27 protein-coding genes and 1 riboswitch are annotated in these 24837 nt (G+C 43.9%); of the genes, 5 read left to right on the forward strand and 22 right to left on the reverse strand.

The features are described 5' to 3' along the window. Positions 1 to 22: 22 nt before the first annotated feature. The 6 genes from L1271_RS12555 to L1271_RS12580 form a co-directional block, all read right to left on the reverse strand. On the reverse strand, positions 23 to 820 hold the full coding sequence (locus L1271_RS12555; protein ID WP_102057619.1) for a thiazole synthase: 798 nt from the start codon (positions 818 to 820) through the stop codon (positions 23 to 25). Positions 821 to 822: 2 nt separating this feature from the next. Next, positions 823 to 1020 (reverse strand): sulfur carrier protein ThiS, encoded by a 198-nt coding sequence (gene thiS, locus L1271_RS12560; RefSeq protein ID WP_010368823.1) that lies wholly within the window; start codon positions 1018 to 1020, stop codon positions 823 to 825. Further along, entirely contained in the window at positions 1017 to 2030 is a 1014-nt protein-coding gene (locus L1271_RS12565; protein ID WP_235367989.1) for an FAD-dependent oxidoreductase, read from the reverse strand. The genes thiS and L1271_RS12565 overlap by 4 nt, the downstream gene beginning before the upstream one ends. Before the next feature lie 58 nt (positions 2031 to 2088). Beyond that, the gene (gene thiC, locus L1271_RS12570; protein WP_235367990.1) at positions 2089 to 4041 is read right to left on the reverse strand and encodes a phosphomethylpyrimidine synthase ThiC; all 1953 of its coding nucleotides are present in this window, start codon (positions 4039 to 4041) and stop codon (positions 2089 to 2091) included. 118 nt (positions 4042 to 4159) lie between these two features. Next, positions 4160 to 4290, reverse strand: a riboswitch (TPP riboswitch). A gap of 68 nt (positions 4291 to 4358) precedes the next feature. Then, on the reverse strand, positions 4359 to 4778 hold the full coding sequence (locus tag L1271_RS12575; protein WP_010607082.1) for an META domain-containing protein: 420 nt from the start codon (positions 4776 to 4778) through the stop codon (positions 4359 to 4361). Between the two features lie 104 nt (positions 4779 to 4882). After that, entirely contained in the window at positions 4883 to 5290 is a 408-nt protein-coding gene (locus tag L1271_RS12580; RefSeq protein ID WP_010607081.1) for an acyl-CoA thioesterase, read from the reverse strand. A 111-nt stretch (positions 5291 to 5401) separates the two neighbouring features. On the opposite strand from L1271_RS12580, the gene L1271_RS12585 reads away from it, so the two are divergent. Further along, positions 5402 to 7480, forward strand: coding sequence for a TonB-dependent receptor (locus L1271_RS12585; RefSeq protein ID WP_102057622.1), 2079 nt, complete (start codon positions 5402 to 5404; stop codon positions 7478 to 7480). A 125-nt stretch (positions 7481 to 7605) separates the two neighbouring features. On the opposite strand, the gene L1271_RS12590 is transcribed toward L1271_RS12585, so the two are convergent. After that, positions 7606 to 7839 (reverse strand): hypothetical protein, encoded by a 234-nt coding sequence (locus L1271_RS12590; RefSeq protein WP_010607079.1) that lies wholly within the window; start codon positions 7837 to 7839, stop codon positions 7606 to 7608. 346 nt (positions 7840 to 8185) lie between these two features. Between L1271_RS12590 and L1271_RS12595 the strand changes: the two genes are divergently transcribed. Together L1271_RS12595 and L1271_RS12600 are read left to right on the forward strand one after the other, a co-directional pair. Then, the gene (locus L1271_RS12595; protein WP_102057623.1) at positions 8186 to 8539 is read left to right on the forward strand and encodes a helix-turn-helix domain-containing protein; all 354 of its coding nucleotides are present in this window, start codon (positions 8186 to 8188) and stop codon (positions 8537 to 8539) included. 327 nt (positions 8540 to 8866) lie between these two features. Then, complete coding sequence (locus L1271_RS12600; protein WP_102057624.1) at positions 8867 to 9523, forward strand: hypothetical protein; 657 nt, start codon at positions 8867 to 8869, stop codon at positions 9521 to 9523. Positions 9524 to 9654: 131 nt separating this feature from the next. Here L1271_RS12600 and speD read toward each other — a convergent pair whose 3' ends face one another. The 11 genes from speD to rpe form a co-directional block, all read right to left on the reverse strand. Beyond that, positions 9655 to 10464 carry an adenosylmethionine decarboxylase gene (speD, locus tag L1271_RS12605; protein ID WP_095726638.1) on the reverse strand — a complete coding sequence of 270 codons (810 nt, stop codon included), beginning with the start codon at positions 10462 to 10464 and terminating at the stop codon, positions 9655 to 9657. A gap of 85 nt (positions 10465 to 10549) precedes the next feature. Continuing rightward, the gene (locus L1271_RS12610; protein WP_010607074.1) at positions 10550 to 10963 is read right to left on the reverse strand and encodes an OsmC family protein; all 414 of its coding nucleotides are present in this window, start codon (positions 10961 to 10963) and stop codon (positions 10550 to 10552) included. Between the two features lie 103 nt (positions 10964 to 11066). Continuing rightward, positions 11067 to 11402: a DUF3802 family protein gene (locus L1271_RS12615; RefSeq protein ID WP_029215895.1), complete on the reverse strand. Its 336-nt coding sequence runs from the start codon at positions 11400 to 11402 to the stop codon at positions 11067 to 11069. Between the two features lie 152 nt (positions 11403 to 11554). After that, positions 11555 to 13027, reverse strand: coding sequence for a succinylglutamate-semialdehyde dehydrogenase (gene astD / locus L1271_RS12620; RefSeq protein ID WP_010368876.1), 1473 nt, complete (start codon positions 13025 to 13027; stop codon positions 11555 to 11557). 15 nt (positions 13028 to 13042) lie between these two features. Further along, positions 13043 to 14056 (reverse strand): arginine N-succinyltransferase, encoded by a 1014-nt coding sequence (gene astA, locus L1271_RS12625; RefSeq protein WP_010607072.1) that lies wholly within the window; start codon positions 14054 to 14056, stop codon positions 13043 to 13045. Between the two features lie 67 nt (positions 14057 to 14123). Next, on the reverse strand, positions 14124 to 15335 hold the full coding sequence (locus L1271_RS12630) for an aspartate aminotransferase family protein (RefSeq protein ID WP_102057626.1): 1212 nt from the start codon (positions 15333 to 15335) through the stop codon (positions 14124 to 14126). A 357-nt stretch (positions 15336 to 15692) separates the two neighbouring features. After that, complete coding sequence (locus L1271_RS12635; RefSeq protein WP_010607070.1) at positions 15693 to 16868, reverse strand: HDOD domain-containing protein; 1176 nt, start codon at positions 16866 to 16868, stop codon at positions 15693 to 15695. Between the two features lie 213 nt (positions 16869 to 17081). Further along, a complete protein-coding gene (locus L1271_RS12640; RefSeq protein WP_235367991.1) occupies positions 17082 to 17663 on the reverse strand; it encodes an anthranilate synthase component II in 582 nt (193 codons plus the stop codon). 185 nt (positions 17664 to 17848) lie between these two features. Continuing rightward, positions 17849 to 18853 (reverse strand): tryptophan--tRNA ligase, encoded by a 1005-nt coding sequence (gene trpS, locus L1271_RS12645; RefSeq protein WP_039494036.1) that lies wholly within the window; start codon positions 18851 to 18853, stop codon positions 17849 to 17851. Positions 18854 to 18878: 25 nt separating this feature from the next. Then, positions 18879 to 19544 carry an HAD-IA family hydrolase gene (locus tag L1271_RS12650; protein WP_235367992.1) on the reverse strand — a complete coding sequence of 222 codons (666 nt, stop codon included), beginning with the start codon at positions 19542 to 19544 and terminating at the stop codon, positions 18879 to 18881. After that, positions 19544 to 20215, reverse strand: a complete 672-nt coding sequence (gene rpe, locus L1271_RS12655) for a ribulose-phosphate 3-epimerase (protein ID WP_010368892.1) — start codon at positions 20213 to 20215, stop codon at positions 19544 to 19546. The genes L1271_RS12650 and rpe overlap by 1 nt, the downstream gene beginning before the upstream one ends. A gap of 137 nt (positions 20216 to 20352) precedes the next feature. Between rpe and L1271_RS12660 the strand changes: the two genes are divergently transcribed. Both L1271_RS12660 and L1271_RS12665 read left to right on the forward strand, forming a co-directional pair. After that, the gene (locus tag L1271_RS12660; protein WP_010607067.1) at positions 20353 to 20655 is read left to right on the forward strand and encodes a hypothetical protein; all 303 of its coding nucleotides are present in this window, start codon (positions 20353 to 20355) and stop codon (positions 20653 to 20655) included. Positions 20656 to 20693: 38 nt separating this feature from the next. Beyond that, positions 20694 to 20888, forward strand: a complete 195-nt coding sequence (locus L1271_RS12665; protein ID WP_010607066.1) for a DUF2970 domain-containing protein — start codon at positions 20694 to 20696, stop codon at positions 20886 to 20888. A 19-nt stretch (positions 20889 to 20907) separates the two neighbouring features. Here L1271_RS12665 and L1271_RS12670 read toward each other — a convergent pair whose 3' ends face one another. From L1271_RS12670 to aroK, 4 genes are read right to left on the reverse strand one after another with little or no spacing between them, the layout of a single operon-like run. Further along, positions 20908 to 21741 (reverse strand): Dam family site-specific DNA-(adenine-N6)-methyltransferase, encoded by an 834-nt coding sequence (locus L1271_RS12670; RefSeq protein WP_010607065.1) that lies wholly within the window; start codon positions 21739 to 21741, stop codon positions 20908 to 20910. Between the two features lie 47 nt (positions 21742 to 21788). After that, on the reverse strand, positions 21789 to 23150 hold the full coding sequence (locus tag L1271_RS12675; protein WP_235367993.1) for an SPOR domain-containing protein: 1362 nt from the start codon (positions 23148 to 23150) through the stop codon (positions 21789 to 21791). Continuing rightward, on the reverse strand, positions 23151 to 24221 hold the full coding sequence (gene aroB, locus L1271_RS12680) for a 3-dehydroquinate synthase (protein ID WP_235367994.1): 1071 nt from the start codon (positions 24219 to 24221) through the stop codon (positions 23151 to 23153). It abuts the gene before it with no gap. Between the two features lie 26 nt (positions 24222 to 24247). Continuing rightward, the gene (gene aroK / locus L1271_RS12685) at positions 24248 to 24766 is read right to left on the reverse strand and encodes a shikimate kinase AroK (RefSeq protein ID WP_010607062.1); all 519 of its coding nucleotides are present in this window, start codon (positions 24764 to 24766) and stop codon (positions 24248 to 24250) included. Positions 24767 to 24837 lie beyond the last annotated feature (71 nt).

Below are 24837 nucleotides of genomic sequence, written 5' to 3' on the forward strand. Positions count from 1 at the left end.
ATATAGTTATCCGCAATTCAAGTTAGTTTGTGTGCCAAAAAGGCATGCCTAAGGTTGGCGTAGAAGGTGATGCCACCTCTTTTTGTGGCATTGCTTTTGCCAAATAAGACAGACGCCCTGCAACCGTGCTGGCTTCAAACGCTTTTGCCATGGTGATAGGACAGCCCGCCCCTGCCACTGCCGAATTTAATAATACGGCATCATAACCCAGCTCAAGTGCTTGGCAAGCATGAGACGGCAAACCGAGTCCCGCGTCAACAATCAAGGTTTGATGGGGCAAACGTGTGCGAATGGTTTGCAGGTTATATGGATTTAACAGCCCTTTTCCCGTACCAATTGGCGCGCCCCAAGGCATTAAAACCTCGCATCCCAGCGCATCCAAACGCTGACACAGCACCAAATCATCAGTACAATAGGGCAATACCTTAAAACCGTCTTTTAGCAAAATTTCGGTGGCTTCGAGCAATGCAATTGGGTCTGGCTGTAAGTTATATTCATCACCAATAAGTTCAAGTTTAATCCAATCCGTGGCAAACACTTCCCGGCACATCTGCGCCAAGGTCACCGCTTCTTTTACGCTATGGCAGCCAGCCGTGTTTGGTAAGACTCGTAGTCCCATCTCTTTGATAAGCGACCAAAAGTCATCACCCGCCTGCTTAGTTTGCTGGCGTCTCAGCGACACAGTAACAATCTCAGCACCCGAGGTGGCGATGGCTGCCTGCATTACCTCCGGAGAAGGATAAAGTGCCGAGCCAATTAACATGCGGCTAGTAAATTGTTCACCATAAATAGTGAGCTTAGTATCAGTCAAAGACTGCATGTTTATCCCCCTTGAATTGGCGATAAAAGCTCAATCTTATCACCATCGCTCAATGTCACGCTTGGCAACTCCGTACGGGAAACAAAAGTACCATTAAGCGCGACGGCAAAAGGCGGTTTGGCACCTCTGGCTTCAATAAATTCCTGAATATTTTGCTCGCGGTTGATATTAATCGTTTCGCCATTAAATTCGACTTTCATAATAACTCCTTAGATAGTGCTTGTTTCACGATAAGCGGTGCCAGCAAATAACCGTGTCTGTATAGACCATTGATACTGATCACATTACCTTGTTGTTCAATTTTGGGGTGATTATCTTTAAACGCAGGTCTAAGTCCTGCTAATAAAGACAATACTCGCGCTTCGGCAAACCCACGATGAACCGAATAAGCAGCAGAGAGTAATTCGAGTGTAGAACGTACCGTTATCTCACCATTATCTTGCGACTCAATTTCCGTCGCACCAATAACAAACTGATGATCTGGTTTTGGCGCAATGTAAATGGGGTATCTTGGGTGCATCAAGCGCACAGGTCGAGTCAAGGTCACTTCTGGGGCATAAATTCTCGCCACTTCGCCACGCACGCCACGAAGCCCATTACACGTTGCTTTCGCACCAAGACCGCGACAATCAATCACCCAGTCATACGCTTGACTAAGCTGCGCCTTTTGCGCTTCGTCACAATGAACACCGTAGTTAATCTCTACACCTTGCTTCGTCAATGTTGCCGCACTACTTTGATAAAACGCCTGATTATCAAGCTGGCCTTCGCAAGGTAAATACAAGCCTTGATGGAAGACACCGCCAAGCTCTGGTTCCAATTGCGCGATCCGAGTACCATTTACCACTTCCGCGCTATGATCTTTTAACGGTTTTAAGCGCTGCTGAAAACTCACTAAATCACCACGGTCTTGACCATGTGCCACAATAAGAGAGCCTTGCTGCTGGAAAAATACCGGGTTTTCCAGTTTCGCCAGTAGTTGTGGCCAAAGTTTCATGGACTCCAGCCCTTGCAGCGCCAACGCTTCATCGCATATCACAGACTCAGCCAAGGGCGCTAACATGGCCGCCGCCACACTACCTGCTGAGCTCTCCGTACCTTGCTTTGCTTGTTCAAACACGCTGATTTGATAACGCTCAGCGAGCATCAATGCAGCGATGCGCCCAGTTAAGCCAAAACCCAAGATAGCAACACGTGCTTGAGTAGACATAGCTACACTCCTAAAATTAGCCACCCGACGGGGATCAAGGTGGCTATGATGGGATAGGTCATATCGCTTTGTGGTAAAGCTCAGAGCCTGATTGCTTAAACTCTTCCGATTTTGCTTTCATCTCGGCTTCAACATCCACCATTTTAATGCTGATCTCTTCGCCTACATTATTAGGGTCGATGCCTCGCGCTTCTAACGCTTTCGCATAGTCGCGTACATCTTGGGTGATCTTCATCGAGCAGAATTTGGGACCACACATAGAGCAGAAGTGAGCGACTTTGCCCGACTCTTGTGGCAAGGTCTCATCGTGATATTCACGAGCACGCTCTGGATCTAGACCGAGATTAAACTGATCGTGCCAGCGGAACTCAAAGCGTGCTTTAGACAGCGCATTGTCACGAACTTGAGCACCGGGATGGCCTTTCGCCAAATCCGCTGCATGCGCCGCGATTTTGTAGGTGATCAAACCTTCTTTTACATCTTCTTTATTCGGTAAGCCTAAGTGTTCTTTTGGTGTCACATAGCACAGCATCGCACAGCCATACCACGCAATTTGCGCCGCACCGATCCCTGAAGTGAAGTGATCATAACCCGGAGCGATATCAGTTGTGAGTGGGCCAAGCGTGTAAAACGGTGCTTCATCGCAGTGCTTTAGCTGCTCTTCCATATTCTCTTTGATCATATGCATCGGCACGTGTCCTGGGCCTTCAATAAAGACCTGAACATCGTGTTTCCACGCAAGCTTAGTCAACTCACCAAGGGTACGCAGTTCACTAAATTGTGCTTCGTCATTGGCATCGGCAATAGAACCCGGACGCAAGCCATCACCTAACGAGAAACAAACATCGTATTGCTTTAAGATTTCACAGATGTCTTCAAAGTGCGTGTAGAGGAAGTTTTCTTTATGATGCGCTAAACACCACTTCGCCATAATTGAACCACCGCGAGACACAATACCCGTCACGCGTTTTGCCGTCATCGGCACGTAACGCAGTAGTACTCCCGCGTGGATAGTAAAGTAATCCACGCCTTGCTCAGCTTGCTCAATCAAGGTATCGCGGAAGATCTCCCACGTTAGATCTTCAGCAACACCATTTACTTTTTCTAGTGCCTGATAGATTGGAACCGTACCGATAGGCACTGGAGAGTTACGTACCACCCACTCGCGGGTTTCATGAATGTAGCGCCCTGTCGACAGATCCATTACGGTATCTGCACCCCAACGGGTCGACCATACCATTTTTTCTACTTCTTCTTCGATAGAAGAAGTCACTGATGAGTTACCGATATTGGCGTTAACTTTTACTAGGAAGTTACGTCCGATGATCATCGGCTCGGTCTCAGGGTGATTAATATTGTTTGGCAGTACAGCACGACCACGGGCAATTTCATCACGCACAAATTCAGGCGTAATAAACTCAGGAATACTGGCTCCAAACGATTGGCCTTTATGTTGCTGCGCGAGCAATTCTTCACGCAACTTAGCGCGTCCCATATTTTCACGGATCGCTACATATTCCATTTCAGGCGTCACTATGCCTTGACGGGCGTAGTGCATTTGCGTGACATTTTTACCCGCCTTAGCACGGCGAATTTTAGGTAAATGTTCAAAGCGAATATGGTCAAGCCCTTCATCCGCCATACGCTGCTGAGAAAACTGTGACGTCACCGACTCTAGCATTTCGGTATCATCGCGCTCAACTATCCACTGCTCTCTAAATTTAGGAAGACCAACACGAACGTCAACCGGCACTTCAGGATCTGTGTATGGACCTGAAGTATCATAAACACGAATGGGATCGTTTGATTCAAATACCGGATTTTCTTCGGTGCCACCAACAAACGAATCACTTAGCGTGATTTCACGCATACCAACGCGTACGCCTGCTTGTTCTCCCTCCACATAAACTTTATGTGAGTTTGGAAAAGGTTGGCCTTTAAGGTTATGGATAAATTCTGCCGCGGCTGCTCGCGCTTCACGACGACTTAGCTTGCTACTATTGTTTGACATGACGTCCCTCTTATTTTCATACAAAGGTGTCTTGTCAGATCTCCAAAAGGAGAGAGACGAGGATAGTCCTCGGGTAAGGTGGATAGCAATAAACCACTATTGCTACAGACAAACGCAACGCGTTTGCTGTCTTGTTCCCTACGCAGGCATTAACCTGATCAGGTCCACGGATCCCGCAAAATGCGATCTCAGCCCGAATATCTGCACACAAATTTGCTGCAAAAACTCAAGGCACTCCGACAAGTAACGAATTAGCGCCAGTCTACTTGCTAACACGAAAGCTCGCAAGCACTGACACTGGAATTCTTATTTTCAGCTTATTGTTTAATAAAACTAAACTGAGGTTTTCCTTTCAAGGTCAACTTATTAGCATTTACTTCAAGCAATACACCAATTTGTAATTGGTTGATAAGCTGTGATTCAACCTGAGCGATTTCTTCACCACAGTATTTACGCGTCATGCCTAAGTTTTTAACTTTTAGCTGCCCTTCGACAATTTCGCCTTCGCCAAAAAAGCGATTACAACCCGCAAAACCGTTGACCTGCAGTGCATCGATAAAACGAATATCAATAGGCTTTTCACCAAGTCCAGCGTCTGATTGTAACTGCGTAATATGTTGACCATTTATACTCTGTAACTGCCAAGCGGAATACTTAAGCGCTTCCGTGTCTACCTTCCCTGTCGATATACATCCACTTAGCGCCATTATTGCGCCGATTATGCTGATGAATTTCATGGTAAACCATCTATTTTATGCCCTAAGTTTATTATAACGTTTCAAGACACAAAAATTGCAGTAAAATTCTGTAAAATTGTCTTACCTGAATATTTTAACACCAACTATTTCACAAATTGCTGCTCTTCAAATAAGTGCGTAATAGCGTCTGGTAAAAACGGTCTACCGCGCTCATTCACCGAAGTCCCTGTTACCACCGCATCAAGCATTAGCTTATCGTCATGCGCTCTTATTACTTTTTGCTTAAATGCGAACTTTACTCTGCTTTCACGTTCGAGTGCGACTTCAACATAAAACTCATCACCTGGGCGTAACGAGTCTTTGTAATTCATTTCGCTCCGAATAACGACTAAGTTCACTTTTTGCTCAGCAAGCGCTGCAAAATCAACGTTATTCGCCAGTAAAAACTCATGCCTTGCATGCTCTAAATAATTAAAATACACGCTGTTATTAACTATTCCCTGTAAGTCACACTCGTAATCTCGGACTTTAAAATCGACTTTAAAACTCATATCTGGCCTATTTGTTTAACATTTTCGGGCTAACATATAACACAATTTCACTGTCAACTGGTCTGGCTTTTGTTAAACTGTGCCCAATTAAAAATGGGACAAAGATTAAGCATGAAGTTAAAACTCTCTACGATCACCTTGGCACTGCTGCCATTTTTCTCTCATCAGGTACTTGCCGACGATAACCTAGAAACCATTGTCGTCACTGGCGATTTTCAGAATGAAACTATCCAGACATTAAGTGCAAGCGCTTCGGTGGTGGACGAACTCACTATCGCTAAACGTGGTGCGCAATATTTAGATGAGATACTAGGTGCCACCGCTAACGTTAACTTTACGGCAGGTGCATCTCGTGGTCGCTTTATGCAAATCCGTGGTATCGGCTTACGTTCACAGTTTGTTGATCCTATTTATCCCAGCGTTGGCTTATTAATTGACGGTATTAATTATTCAGGATTAGGCGCAAGTGCGCTGCTTTTTGATACTGAGTCAGTGATAGTGTATCGCGGCCCTCAAGGCACTAAATTCGGTTCAGATGCTTTAGCTGGAATCGTTGAAGTAAATACCCAAGCCGCCACCACAGCGCCATCATTAAAAGTGAAATTAGGTGCAGGCAATTACGGTAGCTATGAAGCAGGCCTTGCTGCGGGCACTGGATTAAGCGACGACACCGCAGTGCGCGTCAGCCTTTATCAGCGAGAGTCTGACGGTTACGTAGATAACCTCTACCTAAACAAACCCACTCAGCAACAAGACGAGCAAGTAGCAAGAGTGAAACTTAACTCTCAAGTGAGCGACAACCTCGCACTAGAGTTCGCTTATCACCATATTGATACTGAAAACGGGTACGACGGTTTTACCCTAGATAATTCACGTAACAGCGTCGCTGATACCCCGGGCCAAGACAACCTCAGCTCCGATGCGTTTTCACTACGCGGAATTTACACTCGCTCAGACTTATTCAATGTCGAATTTAAAGTATCTGGGCTAGATGCTGATACTTTATATAGCTACGACGAAGATTGGGTATGTAACGACGCAGCTCAACCAGCGCTATGTGCAGCAGGCTTGCACCCAGAAGGATACAGCTCAACCGATGCCTACGAGCGTAACCATGAAAATGGCAATATAGAGTTTTTAATCAAAGATAAGCAAAATGACTGGGTGGTAGGTGTTTTTGCAAAGCGTAACGATGTTGATTTGACCCGTCATTACACTTGGCTTGAGAACCCATTTACGTCAGCATACACCGTAGAAAGTAGAGCGATTTTTGGTCAATACGTACATCACCTATCTGACAAAACCCGTCTTATCGGTGGCCTTCGCGCGGAGCAATATGACGCTGACTATATAGATAGTAACGGCTTTACCATTGAAACCGATGATGTAATGTGGGGCGGAAAAGTTGCACTTGAATATCAAGTTGTACCGCGCACGATGATCTACACCAGCCTTACTCGCGGTTACAAAGTCGGCGGTGTAAACGGCGAAGCACTAGCAAAAGCCAAAGATGAAGGTTTAAACATTCCGGCCGAACACCATTACTTTGACCCAGAGTATGTTTGGAACGCTGAGTTTGGCGTAAAAGGTGAATCTGAAGACAAACGTCACCTTGTGCGGGTTACCGCGTTTTATATGCAACGCGATGATATCCAGTTAAAGCAATGGCAAGTTTCTAACCAACAATTTGCAGGCTACATCGACAACGCCAGTAAAGGCAGTAACTACGGCCTAGAAGTTGAAGGCAACCTACAATACACGGACCGCCTTGGTTTTAGCTATAGCGCAGGCTATTTAGAGACCGAGATTGAAGACTTTGTGGCTGCCAGTGGCCTAAACCTTGATGGTCGTGACCAAGCACAAGCGCCAAATTATCAATACTCGTTTGCCGTCAATTACGAGTTAATGGATAACCTAGTGGTTGAATTGGGGGTGGAAGGCAAAGACAACTATTACCTCTCGGACAGTCACAACGAGCAAGCGCGCAATCATAACCTAATCAACGCAAGCCTTAGTTACTATGGCGATAACTGGTCATTAACGGCTTGGGGTAGAAACCTAGCAGACGAAGACATTGTAGTACGTGGCTTTAGGTTTGGTAATAATCCACTAGACGGCTGGCAAGACAATACCTATGTACAGTACGGCGAGCCGCGCGTTTATGGTCTAAGTTTTACTTACGAACTGTAGTACGACCCGTTTATCGCCTACACATAAGGCGATAAACGGGCACAAAAAGAAAAAAGGGGGAACGTAAAATTAGAGTAAAACGTTCCCCCTCACCGCAAAAACTCAAAAAGCAATTACCCTTTTAGTTACTCCATGCTTGGGGCACTGGAATACACCAACTCAACCAGATTATTCATCGTTTTTGACTTCTGCATGTAAGCCTTTTCCATATGGGCAAGCTCTTGCAGTTCAAACAAGGTTGTTTCCACCAGTGCTAACCATTTGGTTGTGGTGTCTGGCACCTCGTCACCCTGCCTTGCCGCCTTCTTGAGGGCATCGTAATAAATCGTTAAGTCATGATATTGGCGTAGATAATCCATATTGCTCTCCAACATGTCACTTTATTTCACACTAAAGTAACAAAAGCTTCGGGCAAAAATCTGCGCGAAGAAAATTTTTTTGAATTTATTTGTAAATTAATCAAAAACGCCAGCACCATCATAGCAACACCTCCGTTGACTCAAGAGTTACTCATCTCAGGCTTCGCCTAAAAAATCGAGCGAAGATTCATTAAATGCAACAAAATGTTCATTTTTCGACTGAATACACTTGAAAAAGAAAATTTCTACGATAGACTCGCGTTTACGGTTTAGATACAAAAATGCAACTTGGTTAAGCGAACAATAGAGACAAACAAATAGCATACATCCGGCTACATGGGGATTGATGCTGTTTGTGACGCGAGTGCGACAGGCAAAAAGGATTGAGTTGGTGGGGAAATATGATAAGCGCTTTACAGGAGACGACCTGCGCCGCATGCGCAAAGTCGCCGGCAAAACCACGCAAGAAATGGCTAACTTGGTCGGCGTGGAGCGTGGCACTTACGAAAACTACGAAAAAGGCGTCAGCAAATTTCCCTACGAATATTTTGAAGTATGGTGCGACGCCTGCGGCATCAACCTTAATCCACTTAGAGAACAAATCCTTGCCTTAAGAGACAAAATTGACGACGCCAAGTTATGGCGCAAGTCTCCAACACCACGAAATAGCAGATCAAGTAACGAGGATAACGGCAAATGAAAGATGCGCACTTTCATCGCCTCTCACCACAATGGCAAACAATAAAGTTACAAATAAGGTCTATTTGCAACGCTGTGTTTTCAACATTGATTTTAAGGGGTAAAGTGGAGTGGAAACTAAACACCGCAAAACTTAACTTAGAAAGGACGTCATTATGCGCTTTTTAACAAAAAATAAATCATGTCAATTTACACGCTTAACTTCACTAACTAAAAGCCAAATTAACATGGTATCTGGTGGTACCCTTGGAGGTAAGACAAAGGATCCTAGAGGAGAAGAAGCTTCAGCGAGCGCAACGGCTAATAGGCCATTACTTGTGGAGAATAAATGAAAAACTCTTGGTACTTTTGCATATTGGCTATATTAATGACAGTTGCATTTTCAGCTCTTCATTATTTTACAGATTTTGCCTATATGATTCATATAATGGTTTTACTAGTTGTCGTGACCTTTGTGTCACGCCGACTAGTAAACTTACAACATATAAGCGTGGTACTCTTATTTATTACTGTTATCGAGTACGCTTTTGTTCGCTATATATTCGAATTAAGCGCTTCAGGTTTACCTCCATATAAAACAAACGCCTTCATCTTTGGTGCTCACTTTTTACTGGACTTAATAATTTTTCTCTTGCTCAAACATAGAGTTTTATGGTCATTGCGCTTTATGCGTCTCACTAATCCAAATAACTGGCGTAGCATTTATATGACCTATGCAGACCCAATTCTATACGGTATTTTCTTTGCATTTATATTGGTTGATTTGGCAGCCTTTGGTGAAAATCTAATTCGCAATATGGATCTCTTTTTTGGTGTGTCCGAAGAAGCCTCTAAGCCCTATTGGAGTTGGGGCTGGGTATATAAAAACTACGAAATCCTGAAATCAATTTTATCAGCTCTAGTATTGACGACCATACTGGCCACTAGCTTTGTGGAACGACAGCGCCCTGATACGCCAGATGAGGAATTAGAAAGCGAATCTTAGTGATTTTATAACTGTCACTTTATAAGCGGGCACAGTCGTGTTCTATGCGCTTATATGATGACTTAACAAGGAATCTCAGACATTAAAAAAGGCGCTTGCGCGCCTTTTTTAATTCCTCAATTTACCGCTGATTATTCAGTTTCTGGTAAATTGCGACCGTAGAACACTTCCTGAATTTCACGATTCAGCTTAAGACGAATTTCTTCCTCTTCGTCTGCGTCTAAATCATCAGTACTAATTCCAAATAGATATGCATTTAGGTCTGTTTCCTTAAGCATCATCTTAGTGTGGAATAGGTTCTCTTGATACACGTTTACGTCTACCATGTGGTATGCGTCTTTAGTATCTTCCGTCATGTAATTCTGGATCGAGTGAATTGCGTGGTCGATATAGTGTTTAACACCATTAACGTCACGAGTAAATCCACGAACACGATAATCAATCGTCACCACATCTGACTCTAAAGAGTGAATTAAGAAGTTAAGCGCTTTAAGTGGCGAAATAATGCCACACGTTGAAACTTCGATATCTGCTCTAAAAGTACAGATGCCATCATGTGGGTGCGCTTCAGGATAAGTATGAACACAGATGTGACTCTTATCCAAATGTGCAACCACTGAATCAGGTAATGGTCCTGGTGCTTCATTACTATCAAAAGTCTGCTGTTCAACAGGCTCTTCTGATACTAAGATCGTCACACTCGCCCCTTGTGGTTCATAATCTTGACGCGCGATATTCAGTACGTTTGCACCGATAATATCCGTTACGTCTTTTAGAATATCCGTCAAACGATCAGCACTATACTGCTCATCGATATATTCTAGATATTCTTTACGTTGCTGCTCGGTCTTGGCGTAGCAAATATCGTAAATGCTAAAGCTTAAACTCTTAGTTAAGTTGTTAAAGCCATGGAGTTTAATTTTATCAAAGGGCTTGTTCACGATAGACCCACCTTAATACAAAAAATCTGCGCTGCAGAAACAAAAGTTCGCGGATTTTATACGAAAATAGCGCTATGAAAAAGCGTTATTTTTCGTCAATTTCAACCACTTCATGGCTATGCGTAATTTCTACTGCTTTTTCAAGCATTAATGCCACTGAACAATACTTTTCAGCGGATAAACTTACGGCTCTTTCTAGGTGTTTTTCAGAGACATTACGCCCTTTCACCACAAAGTGTAAATTGATCTTGGTAAAAACCCGAGGTGCGCTTTCTGCGCGCTCTGCGGTTAATTTTACTTCCACGTCGGTCACATCCTGACGCGCCTTTTGTAGAATGCTGACTACATCGACTGACGAACAACATCCCGCTGACATTAATACCATCTCCATTGGACTTGGCGCAGCACTGTCTGAACCGGCATCAAATACCACATTATGTCCCGACGCAGAGCGACCGATAAAGGTATCTCCTTCAACCCATTTTACGCTAGCTAACATAGTTATCCTCTATAAAGCATAACACCGCCAAATGGCGGTGTATCTTAAACCTAGAATTGCCTCTAAGTGTGTTTTCTACACTGTCGATAGTGATTGTGCCAAGCTATACAGCAGAATCAAACAGGTTTTTGACCAAACCTGCGAATTCTTCGATAAACTCTTTTTGTTCTACGGTGACACGTCTATCAACAACACTTGATAGCACTTCTTGTAAGTCGTACACAATGCCATCTACCTCACGCACGATCATGCTGCGCTGCTCTGTAGATAACTCAGTGTGCTGCTCGCATATACGGATAACGTTTTCAGCGATCACATCTTCGATTAATTCCATGACTGTTGGAGCCCCTGGTTCAACCGTCCCAGACTTCTCAAACAAGGCTAAGTTTTGCGTCAAATACATGACTAAATCATCGTACCCTTGTTTATCTAAAACCATACTTTGCTCACCCGAACCTATCAAAGACATCTCCTATTGATTTAAGCAGAAAGTTTTTTCGATTGCTACTTTTGTAGTCAACTAGACACAAAAAAGCAGCCGAAGCTGCTTTTCTTATCAATTTTTATTGAGTAAACCTCAATATTGGCATTTTAATCCAAAGATAAACCTGGGCTCAAGCTAGAAGGTAAAGTTACCTTTTCTAGTTCCACAGAAGCCACTGGGTATGCACAGTAATCTGCCGCGTAGTATGCACTTGCACGGTGGTTACCTGATGCACCGATACCACCAAACGGAGCTGCACTTGAAGCGCCAGTGATTGGGCGGTTCCAGTTTACGATACCTGCGCGAATACGACGTAAGAAACGGTCGTAGTCAGCTTCGTTGTCGCCAAGCAGACCTGCTGATAAGCCAAAGCTTGTCTCGTTCGCTTTTTCAATAGCAGCGTCAAAGTCTGTGTAACGGAATATTTTTAACAGCGGACCAAAGTGCTCTTCATCAGGGAAATCTGCAATGTTAGTACATTCGATGATACCTGGCGTCACAAAGCCTGTGCCTTCTGTGTGCGTCAGCTCGATAAGCGACTCACCACCGAGCTCAACAAGCTGTTGCTGTGCTTTTACCATGCCAGCGGCTGCTGCATTTGAGATCATTGAGCCCATGAACGGTTGATCTGCATCGTCAAAGTTACCCACTTTAATCGCTTTAGTTGCTTTGATCAGTTGCTCAAGGATTGTGTCACCTTGTTCACCCGCAGGAAGGAATAGTTTACGAGCACAAGTACAACGTTGACCACTTGAGATAAACGCAGATTGAATAATGTCGTGTACTGCCGCTTTGGTATCCGCTACGTCTTTTACGATGAGTGGGTTATTACCGCCCATTTCAAGCGCTAGGATCTTACCCGGTTGACCTGCATATTGCTCATGTAGCAAGTGACCCGTACGAGAAGAGCCAGTAAAGAATAAGCCGTCAATACCCGCGTGTGACGCAAGTGCTTTACCTGTTTCAACTTCACCCTGAACTAGGTTAATCACGCCAGCAGGAAGACCCGCTTGTTGCCAGTATTTAAGCGTTAGCTCAGCAACATATGGCGTTAGTTCAGATGGCTTAAAGATAACCGTGTTACCAGCAAGTAGCGCAGGTACGATGTGACCATTAGGTAAGTGACCAGGGAAGTTATATGGGCCAAATACAGCAACTACACCATGTGCCTTGTGACGGATCACGGCACGGCCAACTGGCATTGGATTTTCAACAACACCTGTACGCTCTTGATAGGCTTTCTCAGAAATCGCGATTTTACCTACCATAGCACCCGCTTCTGTACGAGTTTCCCAAAGTGGCTTACCCGTTTCTTTAGCAATTGCAATAGCCAGCTCTTCGCTATTTTCTTTTAATACTTCAGCGAAACGCTTAACAATTTCTAGACGCGCTTCAAAGCTCATGTCGCTCCATGAATAGAAAGCTTCACGAGCCGCTTTTACCGCGCCGTCAACTTGCTCAGCAGTAGCTGCGTTTGCGCTCCAAATAACGTCGTTGTTTGCTGGGTTTACAGAGCTAAAGCTTGCGCCTTGTCCTGCAATCCACTCACCATTTATTAGTTGTGCTGCATGTGTTGTCATAATCTGTTCCCAATCTTAAATCTTTACTAGGCTTACTTGATCGCCTTCTTCAACTTTTAGCGCCGCGGCAACATGTGGAGCAAGCGTAACTTCATTGCCATCAGTCAGGGCTAACTCAATTACTGTCGCGCGATAATCAACAAGTTTACCATTTGCGACCATAACAGGGAATCCACCGTTGCTTTCGCCTATTTTCACAGTACGAGTTTCACTATTGCGAACCGTGCGGATGTTCCCCACTTTTGCTTCTACCGTTGGACCCGCGTCGAAGATATCAACATAACCATTAAATGTGAAACCTTCGCTTTTTAGTAGCTCAATCGCAGGACGCGTATTGTCATGAACTTCACCAATCACCGCTTGTGCTTCTTTACTAAGCAGGTTCACGTAGATTGGGTACTTTGGCATTAATTCAGCAATAAAGACCTTTTGGCCGATACCCGTTAGATAATCCGCTGTCGGGAAATCCATCGAGAAGAAATGCTCTTCAAGCCATTGCCAGAACGGGCTTTCGCCTTGCTCGTTAGAAACACCACGCATTTCCGCGATAACGGTTTCAGCAAAACGAGCACGATGTTGGTTAATAAACATAAAGCGAGAGCGAGATAGCAGTTTGCCGTTTGCGCCTTTGCGATAGCCATCTTTTAAAAACAGGGTGCATAATTCCGTCGCGCCAGTGTAGTCATTACATAGCGTTAAAATATCCACTGCTTTATAAACATCGAGTGTGCGTGAAGAGTGGATCACTTTGCTTAGGTGATAATGATAAAACGCATCATCTAAACCAACCGCAGCTTCGATACCGCTGGTACCAACCACCTCGCCTGTTTCAGTATCTTCTAATACAAATAAATAGCCTTCATCAAAAGGCTTGTCAGCTTGCTTGCCAAAGGAAGCAACTGAGCGTGCAATCTTCTTCTGTAATAGCTCTTCGTTAACAGGCAAAGAGGTAAAACCGTGGCCTGATTCGTGAGCAATGTTTAAAAGCGCTGGATAATCGCTTTCTTGGATTGGGCGAAGGATCATCATGAGCCCGCTTACTCCTCAAAAATGTGGATAACAACAAGGCCACCAAAAGGTGACCTTGCAACCAGTATTAAGCGTTGTTAGCAACTACCGTAGCAACGGCTTTTTCAAAACGTGCCATCCCTTCGCGGATGTCAGCTTCTGGAATAACTAGAGATGGAGTGAAACGTACTACGTTTGCACCTGCAACCAGTGACATCACGCCTTGCTTGATACCTTCAACCAAGAATTCTTTTGCTTTGCCTTCGTACTTTTCAGTGACTACTCCACCAAGCAATAGACCTTTACCACGTACTTCGGTAAATACGTTGTACTTTTCGTTGATGTCGTTTAGTAGTTCACGGAACAGCTGCTCTTTTGCTTTTACGCCATCAAGTACTGCTGTTGTGTTTACTGTGTCAAATGCCGCTTCTGCAACCGCACACGCCAGCGGGTTACCGCCGTATGTAGAACCGTGAGTTCCCACTTTTAGGTGTGCAGCAATTTCAGTTGTTGTGATCATCGCGCCGATAGGGAAACCACCGCCAAGTGCTTTAGCCGTTGTTAAAATATCAGGAGTTACGTTTAAACCTTGGTATGCATACAGGTCACCAGTACGGCCAACACCAGTTTGCACTTCATCAAAAATAAGTAGCGCGTTGTGCTTGTCACACAGCTCGCGAACACCTTTTACAAACTCAGCCGTTGGTGAAATGATACCACCTTCGCCTTGTAGCGGCTCCATCATCACGGCACAAGTGTTGTCTGAAATAAGCGCTTCAAATGCCGCTAAATCGTTATAGTCTGTGTGAACAATGTCGCCCGGCTTTGGACCAAAGCCATCAGAGTATGCAGCTTGACCACCTACAGTTACAGTGAAGAAAGTACGGCCGTGGAAACCTTTGTTGAAAGAGATGATTTGCGACTTTTCAGCACCAAACTTATCTAGTGCCCAACGGCGTGCTAGTTTAAGCGCCGCTTCGTTCGCTTCTGCACCTGAGTTTGCAAAGTAGACTTTTTCTGCGAACGTGGCATCAGTTAGCTTTTTCGCTAAACGTAGTGCAGGCTCATTGGTCATCACGTTAGATAGATGCCAAATTTTCTCGCCTTGCTCTTTAAGCGCGCCCACCAAAGCTGGGTGACAATGACCTAGACAGTTAACTGCGATACCACCAGCAAAGTCGATGTACTCACGACCTTCCTGATCCCATACTCGAGAACCTTCACCTTTCACTGGAATTACCGCTGAAGGTGCGTAGTTAGGTACCATTACGTCGTCAAACAATTCACGATTGATAGTCATTTTATTTCCTCATATTTGGTGAGTGAAAGTGCAAACAAGGAGTCATTTCCTTTTGGAGGTCGGCGCGTTGCCGCCACTTGATAGGATATTTATTCACACCAATTCGGTGCTATGTATTTTGACCCGCCCCTTGATGGCACAAAATTCATACGCTCATTATTCCAGAAAAAGCGCCATTTGTCTCACTTATACCACGTTCTCAGCCCTTAGTATTCAAGGGTTTAACATATATTCTCAACTCAAGTGAATAACTATCTAGGGCAGATATTTAGGGCAAAGCAAGCGCCGTGCAGCCTTGCACAGATCATTTAAGATTAGGTTTTGAATGAATAGTCGCAAAAAAAATTTCAATTTTTTTTACAAAATCGTCAACTGCAGGTTATGGAACGCACATTTTGCCAATTGCTGACGCATTTCCTCGGTAAGTTCTAAATGATTGAGCAAAATCTCGGCTTCGTCGTCTTCAATTAACTGGCTATCTTTTAAAACAAGCAGTTGTGCGTAGCCATAGGCTTTTTGCATCACTTGTGTCAGTGGTAATGGGTCGGCAATGTTTTTATGCGCATTTGGTAGATAAGTTTGCGCATACTCTTCCATGACGGCATTAAAGGGTAAATAACGTAACTCCATTTTTTCAATTAGCTTACGTGAAATCTCTGCTGAATGTTCTATCAACAAGTTACGTAAAAATAACGGATCAGGAGATAACTCCATTAATGCGGTGTGTAGGTCTTTTTGCTTTTTGTCTCGTGCTATTTGCACCTTGGCTTGCCACACCTTTTCAAAGGTGCGTAAATAAAGACGGATCAAGGCCACTTTCCCAAGCTCTAGTAACATGCCTAAAGTAAACGCATGCTGTTCTTTTACCCCAAAAAATGGTGCCAGCTCTTTTGCCGCAATGGCCGTGCTCATGCTCAGCTCGCGTAATTTACGCTTCATTAAGCCAAATGGTTCTGTAGCATGCGGCATCCAGTGTCTTACCGCCATTGTCGGGATCACCATTTGCAAGTTCTCAAGGCCTAAATACCTTAATGCTAATGCCGGCGTGTCGACCTTAATGGACGTGCCTTTACTGTTTTTTTTGCGATACTGTGGCAAGTTGACTAGCGAAACCAGCTCACGACCCAACCAACTTAAGTCATTAACCAAAGGTTCTAAACGCCCAACTGAAGCTGAGCGCACGGCAAGAATGTCTAAAATTGCAGGAACGGAGTCTTGAATGCCAATGACTTCATGATAGATATTATCAAGGTCATGCAGTTGCTTTGTAATGGCTTCTTCGATAACGGAATGTAGATGCTTACTCGCTTTGGCAATATATTTGTGATGGCTTGTGCTGCTTTCTTGGCGTTTTGCAGCCGCTGCAATTTCCACCTCTAGCATAGTGCGCTGTGCGATATTCTCCCCATAGCTAATATCAAATGTATGGATATAGCCTATTTGCTTTTGCGCAAAGTTGAGGCTGATAAGAAGGTCATGGGCACGCTCGGATAGCGCTTGTGCCATTCTAATTTGCTTATTTTCTTGCGTCATGCATGCTACTTATCTAAAGGAAAAACACTGAGTTAAGCACTCAACAGAATCGTCTTACTGATTAACATTATACCAGTAAAAGCAATATTATGATTTGATATTGCGCACAATAGAATCAAAAAGTTACGTATCAAAAACTAGTCTAACCAACAAAAACGCAGCGAATATGGATGTATAACACCTAGGCGAAATCCTGTTGGTTTTGTTTAAACTTTAGAAGCGTTTTATAAAGTTATCAAGTAATGCTAAGCCGTGTTCAGTGAGGATAGCTTCTGGGTGAAATTGCACACCTTCAAGTGCTCTATCGGATGCCAAAAGTCCCATAATTTCATCACGCACCCCCTCTTGTGTCTGTGTCCAAGCCGTTACGGCTAGAGACTTTGGTAAGCTACTTTGCTCAACAACCAAAGAGTGGTAGCGGCATACTTCGTATGGTGATGGCAGGCCTTGAAATACGCCTATATTGTTATGGTGCACTTGAGACGTTTTCCCATGCATCACTTGTTTTGCGCGAATGACTTTGCCACCTAAAGCTTGTGCAATAGTTTGATGACCAAGGCAAATGCCGAGAATAGGGATTTGTCCCTGTAGACGTTTTACGACTTCAAGCGAGATCCCCGCTTCATCAGGACTGCAAGGGCCAGGAGATAGCACAACATATTTGGGATTAAGCTGCTTGATTTGTGAGGCGCTGATTTCATCATTCCGCTTTACCAGCACATCCACGTCTAAGCGCTGAAAATACTGCACTAGGTTGTAAGTAAAGGAATCATAGTTATCAATCATCAACAGCATGTAGGTACCACTAAAAGAACCAAGCAGCCTATTCGCCACTAGGGTAAAGATGTTCGTTATAAGTCTATTTTATCACGAACTCAACAGGAGGGTTTTCTTATATCTAGTATCTGCTTTAAACCAAGGGGCAATAGGCCCTTGTAATACAAAAAGACACCATAAATGGTGTCTTTCTTTGTGTTTTATTAACCGCGAGGAATAAAACCGACGGCGTCATACACAGCTTTAAGCGTTTTTTCGGCACGAATACTTGCTTTTTCCGCACCTTTTTTCATGATTTCGTTCAGCAGAGTTTGATCTTCACGGATTTCTTTAAAGCGCGCTTGAATAGGCTCAAGCATATTCACTACCGCATCGGCAGTGTCTTTCTTCAAATGGCCGTACATTTTGTCTTCGTACTCTGGCACTAACTCTTCAATTGAGCGTTTAGTTGCAACACTTAGTAGAGTCAGTAAGTTGGATACTCCTGGCTTTTCAACACGATCAAAGTAAATGCGTGCTTGCTCATCTGAATCCGTTACCGCTTTTTTCAGCTTTTTCTCTATCTTCTTCGGTTCGTCCAACAGCATCACAAAACCATTTGGGTTTTCGTCTGATTTTGACATCTTCTTGCTCGGGTCTTGCAAACTCATAACACGAGCGCCAAACTCTGGAATATAAGGCTCTGGGATCTTAAAGACATCGCCGTACAAGTTGTTAAAGCGCGTTGCAATATCGCGGGTCAACTCAAGGTGTTGCTTTTGGTCTTCACCAACCGGTACTTGATCCGCTTGATACAATAAAATATCCGCAGCTTGCAATACTGGATAGGCGAATAAGCCAACATTTACGTTATTGGCGTGCTTTGCTGACTTATCTTTAAACTGCGTCATGCGGTTTAACTCACCCATTTGTGCATAACAGTTCAGCACCCAACCTAGTTGAGCATGCTCAGGAACCTGTGATTGCACAAAAAGTGACGATTTATCTGGGTCGATGCCGCAAGCAGTATATAGTGCTACGCCGTCTAATACGCGATCGCGTAGTTGCTGTGGCTCTTGGCGAACCGTAATGGCATGCAAGTCAACCAACATAAAGTAACAATCATGATCGTTTTGTAGTTTAAGCCACTGGTTAATGGCACCTACGTAATTGCCTATTGTCATACCACCGGTTGGCTGAATACCACTTAATACTACAGGTTTACTCATGTCGTTCCTTTATTTCTTCATTGAATTAACGTTGATTGATAATGGGAATAATATCTAAGAATCCATCACAAAGGTACTGTGGATTGAACTCTTTCAAATCGAATCCTTGATTATACCCATAATTTAGCGCAATCACAGGTATCTTAGCGCCCTGAGCGGCCAAAATATCGCTTTTAGAATCCCCAACCATGATTAGCTTATCCGCTGATACACCAAGACGCTCGGCTGCCAGCAATAGCGGAGCTGGTGACGGCTTTTTGTCAGTGTCATCACCACAGACGATACAATCAAAATGCGAAGTGAGATTTAATTTATCCAGCAGTTTTAGCGTAAATGCACGATTTTTATTGGTCACGATGGCTTTTGGGACTGTGGCAAATGCAGATAACCCCGTCTCAACATGCGGATACAAACCCGCATACTGACCAACTAATTCGTCATAATGCACTTTAAAACGCTCAATGGCGGTGTACGCTAAACTTTCGGATAAGTCTTCGCTAACTTCATGGCTACCGCTTAGGCCTCTTTTTACTAACATATCGATGCCGTTACCTACCCATTCACGCACTAGAGCATGACTAACAATTGGATGAGCAAGCTCAGACAGCGTTAAATTGAGCGCCATATACATATCCTCGACGCTATCAACTAACGTGCCATCGAGGTCAAATAAAATACCCTCAAAACGCATTATTTTACCTTTGCTAATTCTTGACGCATGGCGTCTATTACCGCTTTGTAATCGGGTTGATTAAAGATAGCGGAACCCGCAACAAACATGTCTGCACCGGCAGCTGCAACTTCAGCAATGTTGTCCACCTTAATCCCCCCATCCACTTCAAGACGAATATCGCGACCGGAAGCGTCAATGCGTGCTCTCGCTTCTTTTAATTTCTCAAGTGTATGTGGGATAAAACTTTGGCCACCAAAGCCCGGATTTACTGACATCAAGAGGATTTGATCAATTTTATCCATCACATGATCAAGATAATGCAGCGGTGTGCCCGGATTAAATACCAAGCCAGCTTTACAACCTGACTCTTTAATCAGCGCAAGGCTTCTGTCTATATGCTCGCTGGCCTCTGGGTGAAATGTAATAATGCTCGCTCCGGCTTTAGCAAACTCGGGAATTAGACTATCTACAGGCTTTATCATCAAGTGTACGTCGATAGGAGCAGTAATTCCGTAATTTCTTAATGCGTCACAAATCATTGGACCAAAAGTTAAATTTGGCACATAGTGATTATCCATTACATCGAAATGAACCACGTCGGCACCTGCTGTCAGTACCTTTTCAACATCTTCGCCTAACCTCGCAAAATCTGCGGATAGAATGGATGGTGCAATTAAAAAATCAGACATACTTTTCCCCTAAACGTAAGACCGCGATACTGTACCGTAAATTGCCCAAAATGTCTGCGATTTAAGGCGCTTTATGATTGTGCAATAAACGAACATTGTGTATCATTATGTGATATTTAACTTCTGGGGATAGGGTTATGGTTTCTAGATATAAAGCACGGATTGCTCTGCTTGGGACGGTATTAGCCGTGTCGGCAGGGGTATTTTCTTTCGACAATGATGAAAGTCTTGCCGCAAATTACTCCGCATGCGCTTGTAGCACTGGCAATTTAAGCAGTCGAATAAATGCAGTGGAATGTCAGCAAGAAGCGCACACCAGTTGGGCTGCGTGGTTGACTGGCGGTAGTTCGAGTGGGCAATTCCATTATTTGGATTTGCTTGAGTTATTACTTGGCTCTAAAGACAATCAAAGCAGTAGTAAAGTTTCATCTCCTTACTAATACCAGTTGAGCCAATCAACTGGTAAGAGGTAAACACTATGGCTTCTTCCAATAGTAAATTCGCGTTAATTCAAAGTGTCTGTGCGGCAATGTTTGGTGTGCAGAGCGGTCAAAAACAAGCATATGACTTTAACAAAAAGCATTTTTGGCCGTTTGCTTTTGCGGGCATCGTTTTTGTCGCCGCTTTTGTCATTGGCTTAATTTGGTTTGTAAATGGTGTAGTTTTGGCTTAGTCCTTTATGTCGCTGTAAATTACGAACGGTGATATAGCGCCATTAGCTCGTCAACTTTATTCCGCCCATTACCCTTTGGGCTAATTGTACGTTTCACCTTTATCACATCTAGCTTCGCTTGATTGTAAATCTTTCGTGTCCACACCGTATCGTGATTGGAGATTAACACTGGCGTTTGCTTTTCAAAAGCCGCAGTTTCCGCAAGATTCGCCAGCTGTGCTTGATCGTCTAAGTTAAACCCACCTTTTGCATAGCTAGTAAATGACGCAGTTTTGCTCAAAGGTACATACGGAGGATCGCAATACACTACCGCATTCTTTGGCATGGTTTCAAATACTTGGCTGTAACTTTGACAGGTGAAAGTAGCCTGTTGAGCCTTTTCAGCAAACACATATAACTCGCGCTCTGGAAAGTAAGGCTTTTTGTATTTACCAAAAGGGACGTTAAAGATCCCCTTGAGGTTATAACGACATAAACCATTGTAGCCATGGCGGTTCATATATAGAAATAGAATCGCACGCTCATACACATCAATGCTTTCGTTAAACTGTTGTCGATACGCGTAATACGCATCTGGATGGTTATTCAGCTCGACGAATAGCCTTTTAGCGTCACTGATAAATTCATCAGGAATACGCTTCAACTCTTTATACAGGTTGATAAGATCAGCGTTAATGTCATTTAAGACATAATGCTTAAACTGAGTGTTAAGGAAAACAGATCCCGCTCCAACAAAAGGTTCTACTAGCGTGTCGGCTTCATTACTTGCTGCTTGTAGGCGCTTAGAAATATCTTCTACTAAGCTGTATTTTCCGCCTGCCCATTTTAAGAAGGCTCTAGTCTTTTGTTGCATGCTCGTTCTATGTCGTGAGTGGTTGCGCGATTTTACACTAAATGTGGCTAATTACCGAGAGACTGAGTAATTTCTTGTTTAATTTTACTCATTCTCTTAAAAAATGGCTGACCTTTTTGTAGCGCTTCTGGCAATACTGCCTTTGCTTGCTTCGCAGATGCCAAACTCTGGTAAGCATCAGTAGTAACTACAAACCAAGTTCGGCCATTTCTTAAAACAGTAAACTGCTGTGTTACTACCTCGTTATGCTCCGCCATAAACCCAGCTGCAATCTCACTTTCTGTCACTGCAAGTAACTGGATCACCCATTCACCATCTGAGCGACTGAGATACCAAGGGTTTCCCGTCAATAGTTCAGGCTCCGCGTGCTGAAGCTCTGTTACTGGCGATAAAGTGGCAGGAGTACTATCAACATCGGCTTTTTCAGGTGTAACCGCTTGCTCTGATAGTGCGTTATTGTTGTTTGTCGTATCTTCTTTTGTTTCGGTTAGTGCAGATAAAATACTGCCAACAGGCGCTGTTTCGACTTGCGTTGGCGCTTCGGTTGGCAACTCTGGTTGCACGTCGTTTTCAATTTCAACTTTTTCAACTGTGGTATTTGGCGCCTCAAATACCACTTGCGCATCAATAGCGGTGGCTACTGTTTCTTCATTATCTTGAGTTGGCGCCCAGTATCGTTTTAATTCTTGCTTATACACTAAAGCAACCATTAACGCTGTTAATACCAAACAAAGCGCAATGACATACCATTGCCATTGTGATTTGCTACCTACTTTGGAGCTTTGTTCACGTAAATTTAGACTCTGCTGCTGTGGCTGCCAAGAAAGTAAAACACTCGGATTACCTCGAGCTTCAGCAACAAACGTATTAAAAATAGGATCTTCGTCAGGCGGTAAGTCTTTGTAAAACATGCTCATCAAGCGCTTACTCTCGAGCACGGATAAAGGCTCGATATGAATATCCAGACTTTCAGGGATCAGCTGAGGCTGCTGCGCCGTAGCGAGTATGTAAATTGTTTCGCGAGAAGATTTTGCGAGCTTTTGTAGTTGTTCCGCAAGCTCTTGGGTTAAATGCCTGACGTTGTCTAACACCCATAAGCATGGTCCACAAGCTTGTTCATCATGGAGCAACATGAAGTTTTCACTTAGAGATAACTTCTGATCAATGAGAGGACTGCGAAAGCTATGCTCAAGCAGCTGGTGTACCACATCAAACTCTTGAGTATTGGCAGTCAGCTTTACAAACGCTTTGTTAAAGTCTGGGTATTTATCAGTAAGAAACGATTCCGCAAGGTAGCTTTTACCAAGACCTGAAGAGCCGACTAAGGTTATCAGGTTTTGGCCATAGTCGAATTGCATAGCAATTCTATCTACCAATGCAGCTCTGCTTGGTAAAATTTGCGACTGCATTTAACGACCTATTAGAGTAACCACGGTTTCATCGCTAACATCATCCACTAGCGCACATTGGCCTAGTTGCGTAGGAAGAATAAAGCGAATTTTGCCTTGTTTGTTCTTTTTGTCTTTGCGCATATGTTGTAAAAACTGCGCTGCGGTCATCTCGCTTGGCGCTTCTGTCGGTAATTGATAAAGCGCAATAACACGACGGATCTTTTCAACATCAGTAGTACTAAGCGCGCCGCGCTGACAAGCCAAATTTGCAGCTATCATCATACCGGCAGCAACGGCTTCACCATGCAACCAATTACCATAGCCCATTTGCGCTTCAATCGCATGGCCAAAGGTGTGACCCAGATTAAGTAATGCACGCAATCCCGCTTCGGTTTCGTCTTTGGCGACGATCTCGGCTTTTATCGCACAACACTTATAAATAACTTGTTGAAGGCTTTCAGCATCTAGTGCGCTGAGCTGAGGATGCTGATACGTTAATGTATCAAGAAAAGATGCGTCATAGATCAACGCATATTTAATGACTTCAGCCATACCCGCAGCAAACTCTCTTGCAGGCAATGTACTTAAGGTCTTGGTGTCGATAAAAACCGCTTTTGGCTGATAGAAAGCACCAATCATGTTTTTACCTAGCGGATGATTTACCGCTGTTTTACCACCAACCGATGAATCTACTTGTGACAGCAAAGTCGTAGGGATTTGAATAAACGGAACACCACGCTGGTAGCATGCCGCAACAAAACCAGTCAAATCGCCAACCACACCGCCACCGAGGGCAATCAAACACGTATCACGACCACAATTATGCTCGAGCAAAAAGGCAGAGATCTTTTCAAACCATTCTAGCGATTTGTATTGTTCACCATCAGGGATAACAAAATGTAGCGGTTTTTGAGCGTCAAATATCGCTAAAAGATTGTCTAAATATAAAGGTGCTATGGTGGTGTTGGTGATGATAACAGGACGACTTTGCCCAACATACTGCTTAAGTCGTCCTTCATCAGATAAGAGATGTTCACCGATAAAGATGGGATAGCTCCGCTCGTTTAAATCAACCTTTAATTCAAGCATGGCGTCCCTCCTACGGTGTTGTTATATTAGAAATCTAATTTTTCAATAATTTGGTTTGCAACTACTTTAGCGCTTTGCTCATCCGTGCGAACAACGTGATCTGCCACTTCTCTATATAGTGGTTCACGCTCATCAGCTAAGCGCTCTAGTACGTCACGTGAGTCTTCACTGGTTTGTAGTAATGGACGACGCTTATCACGCTGAGTACGAGCTACCTGTTTTTCGATCGGCGTTTCTAGGTAAACAACAATACCGCGCGCAGACAACTTGTTGCGCACTTCTTTGCTGATCACAGAGCCACCACCTGTCGCTAACACAATGCCTTGCATTTCTGTTAGGTCAGAGATGACGCTTTCTTCACGCTTGCGGAACCCCTCTTCGCCCTCGATATCGAACACCCAAGAAATATCGGCACCTGTGCGGCGCTCAATTTCCTGATCCGAATCGAAAAATTCAAGGTGTAATTGATCTGCAATGTGACGACCAATCGTGCTTTTACCAGCCCCCATCGGGCCTACTAGAAATATATTACGTTTCTCAGCCATATCTTTTTAGTACAAACGAACTCTAAAATTTGAAATAAAACCCCGCCTAACGACCTGGCCCCAAAATTAAG

It is taken from the genome of Pseudoalteromonas sp. OF5H-5, from assembly GCF_021530695.1.
GTDB lineage: Bacteria > Pseudomonadota > Gammaproteobacteria > Enterobacterales > Alteromonadaceae > Pseudoalteromonas.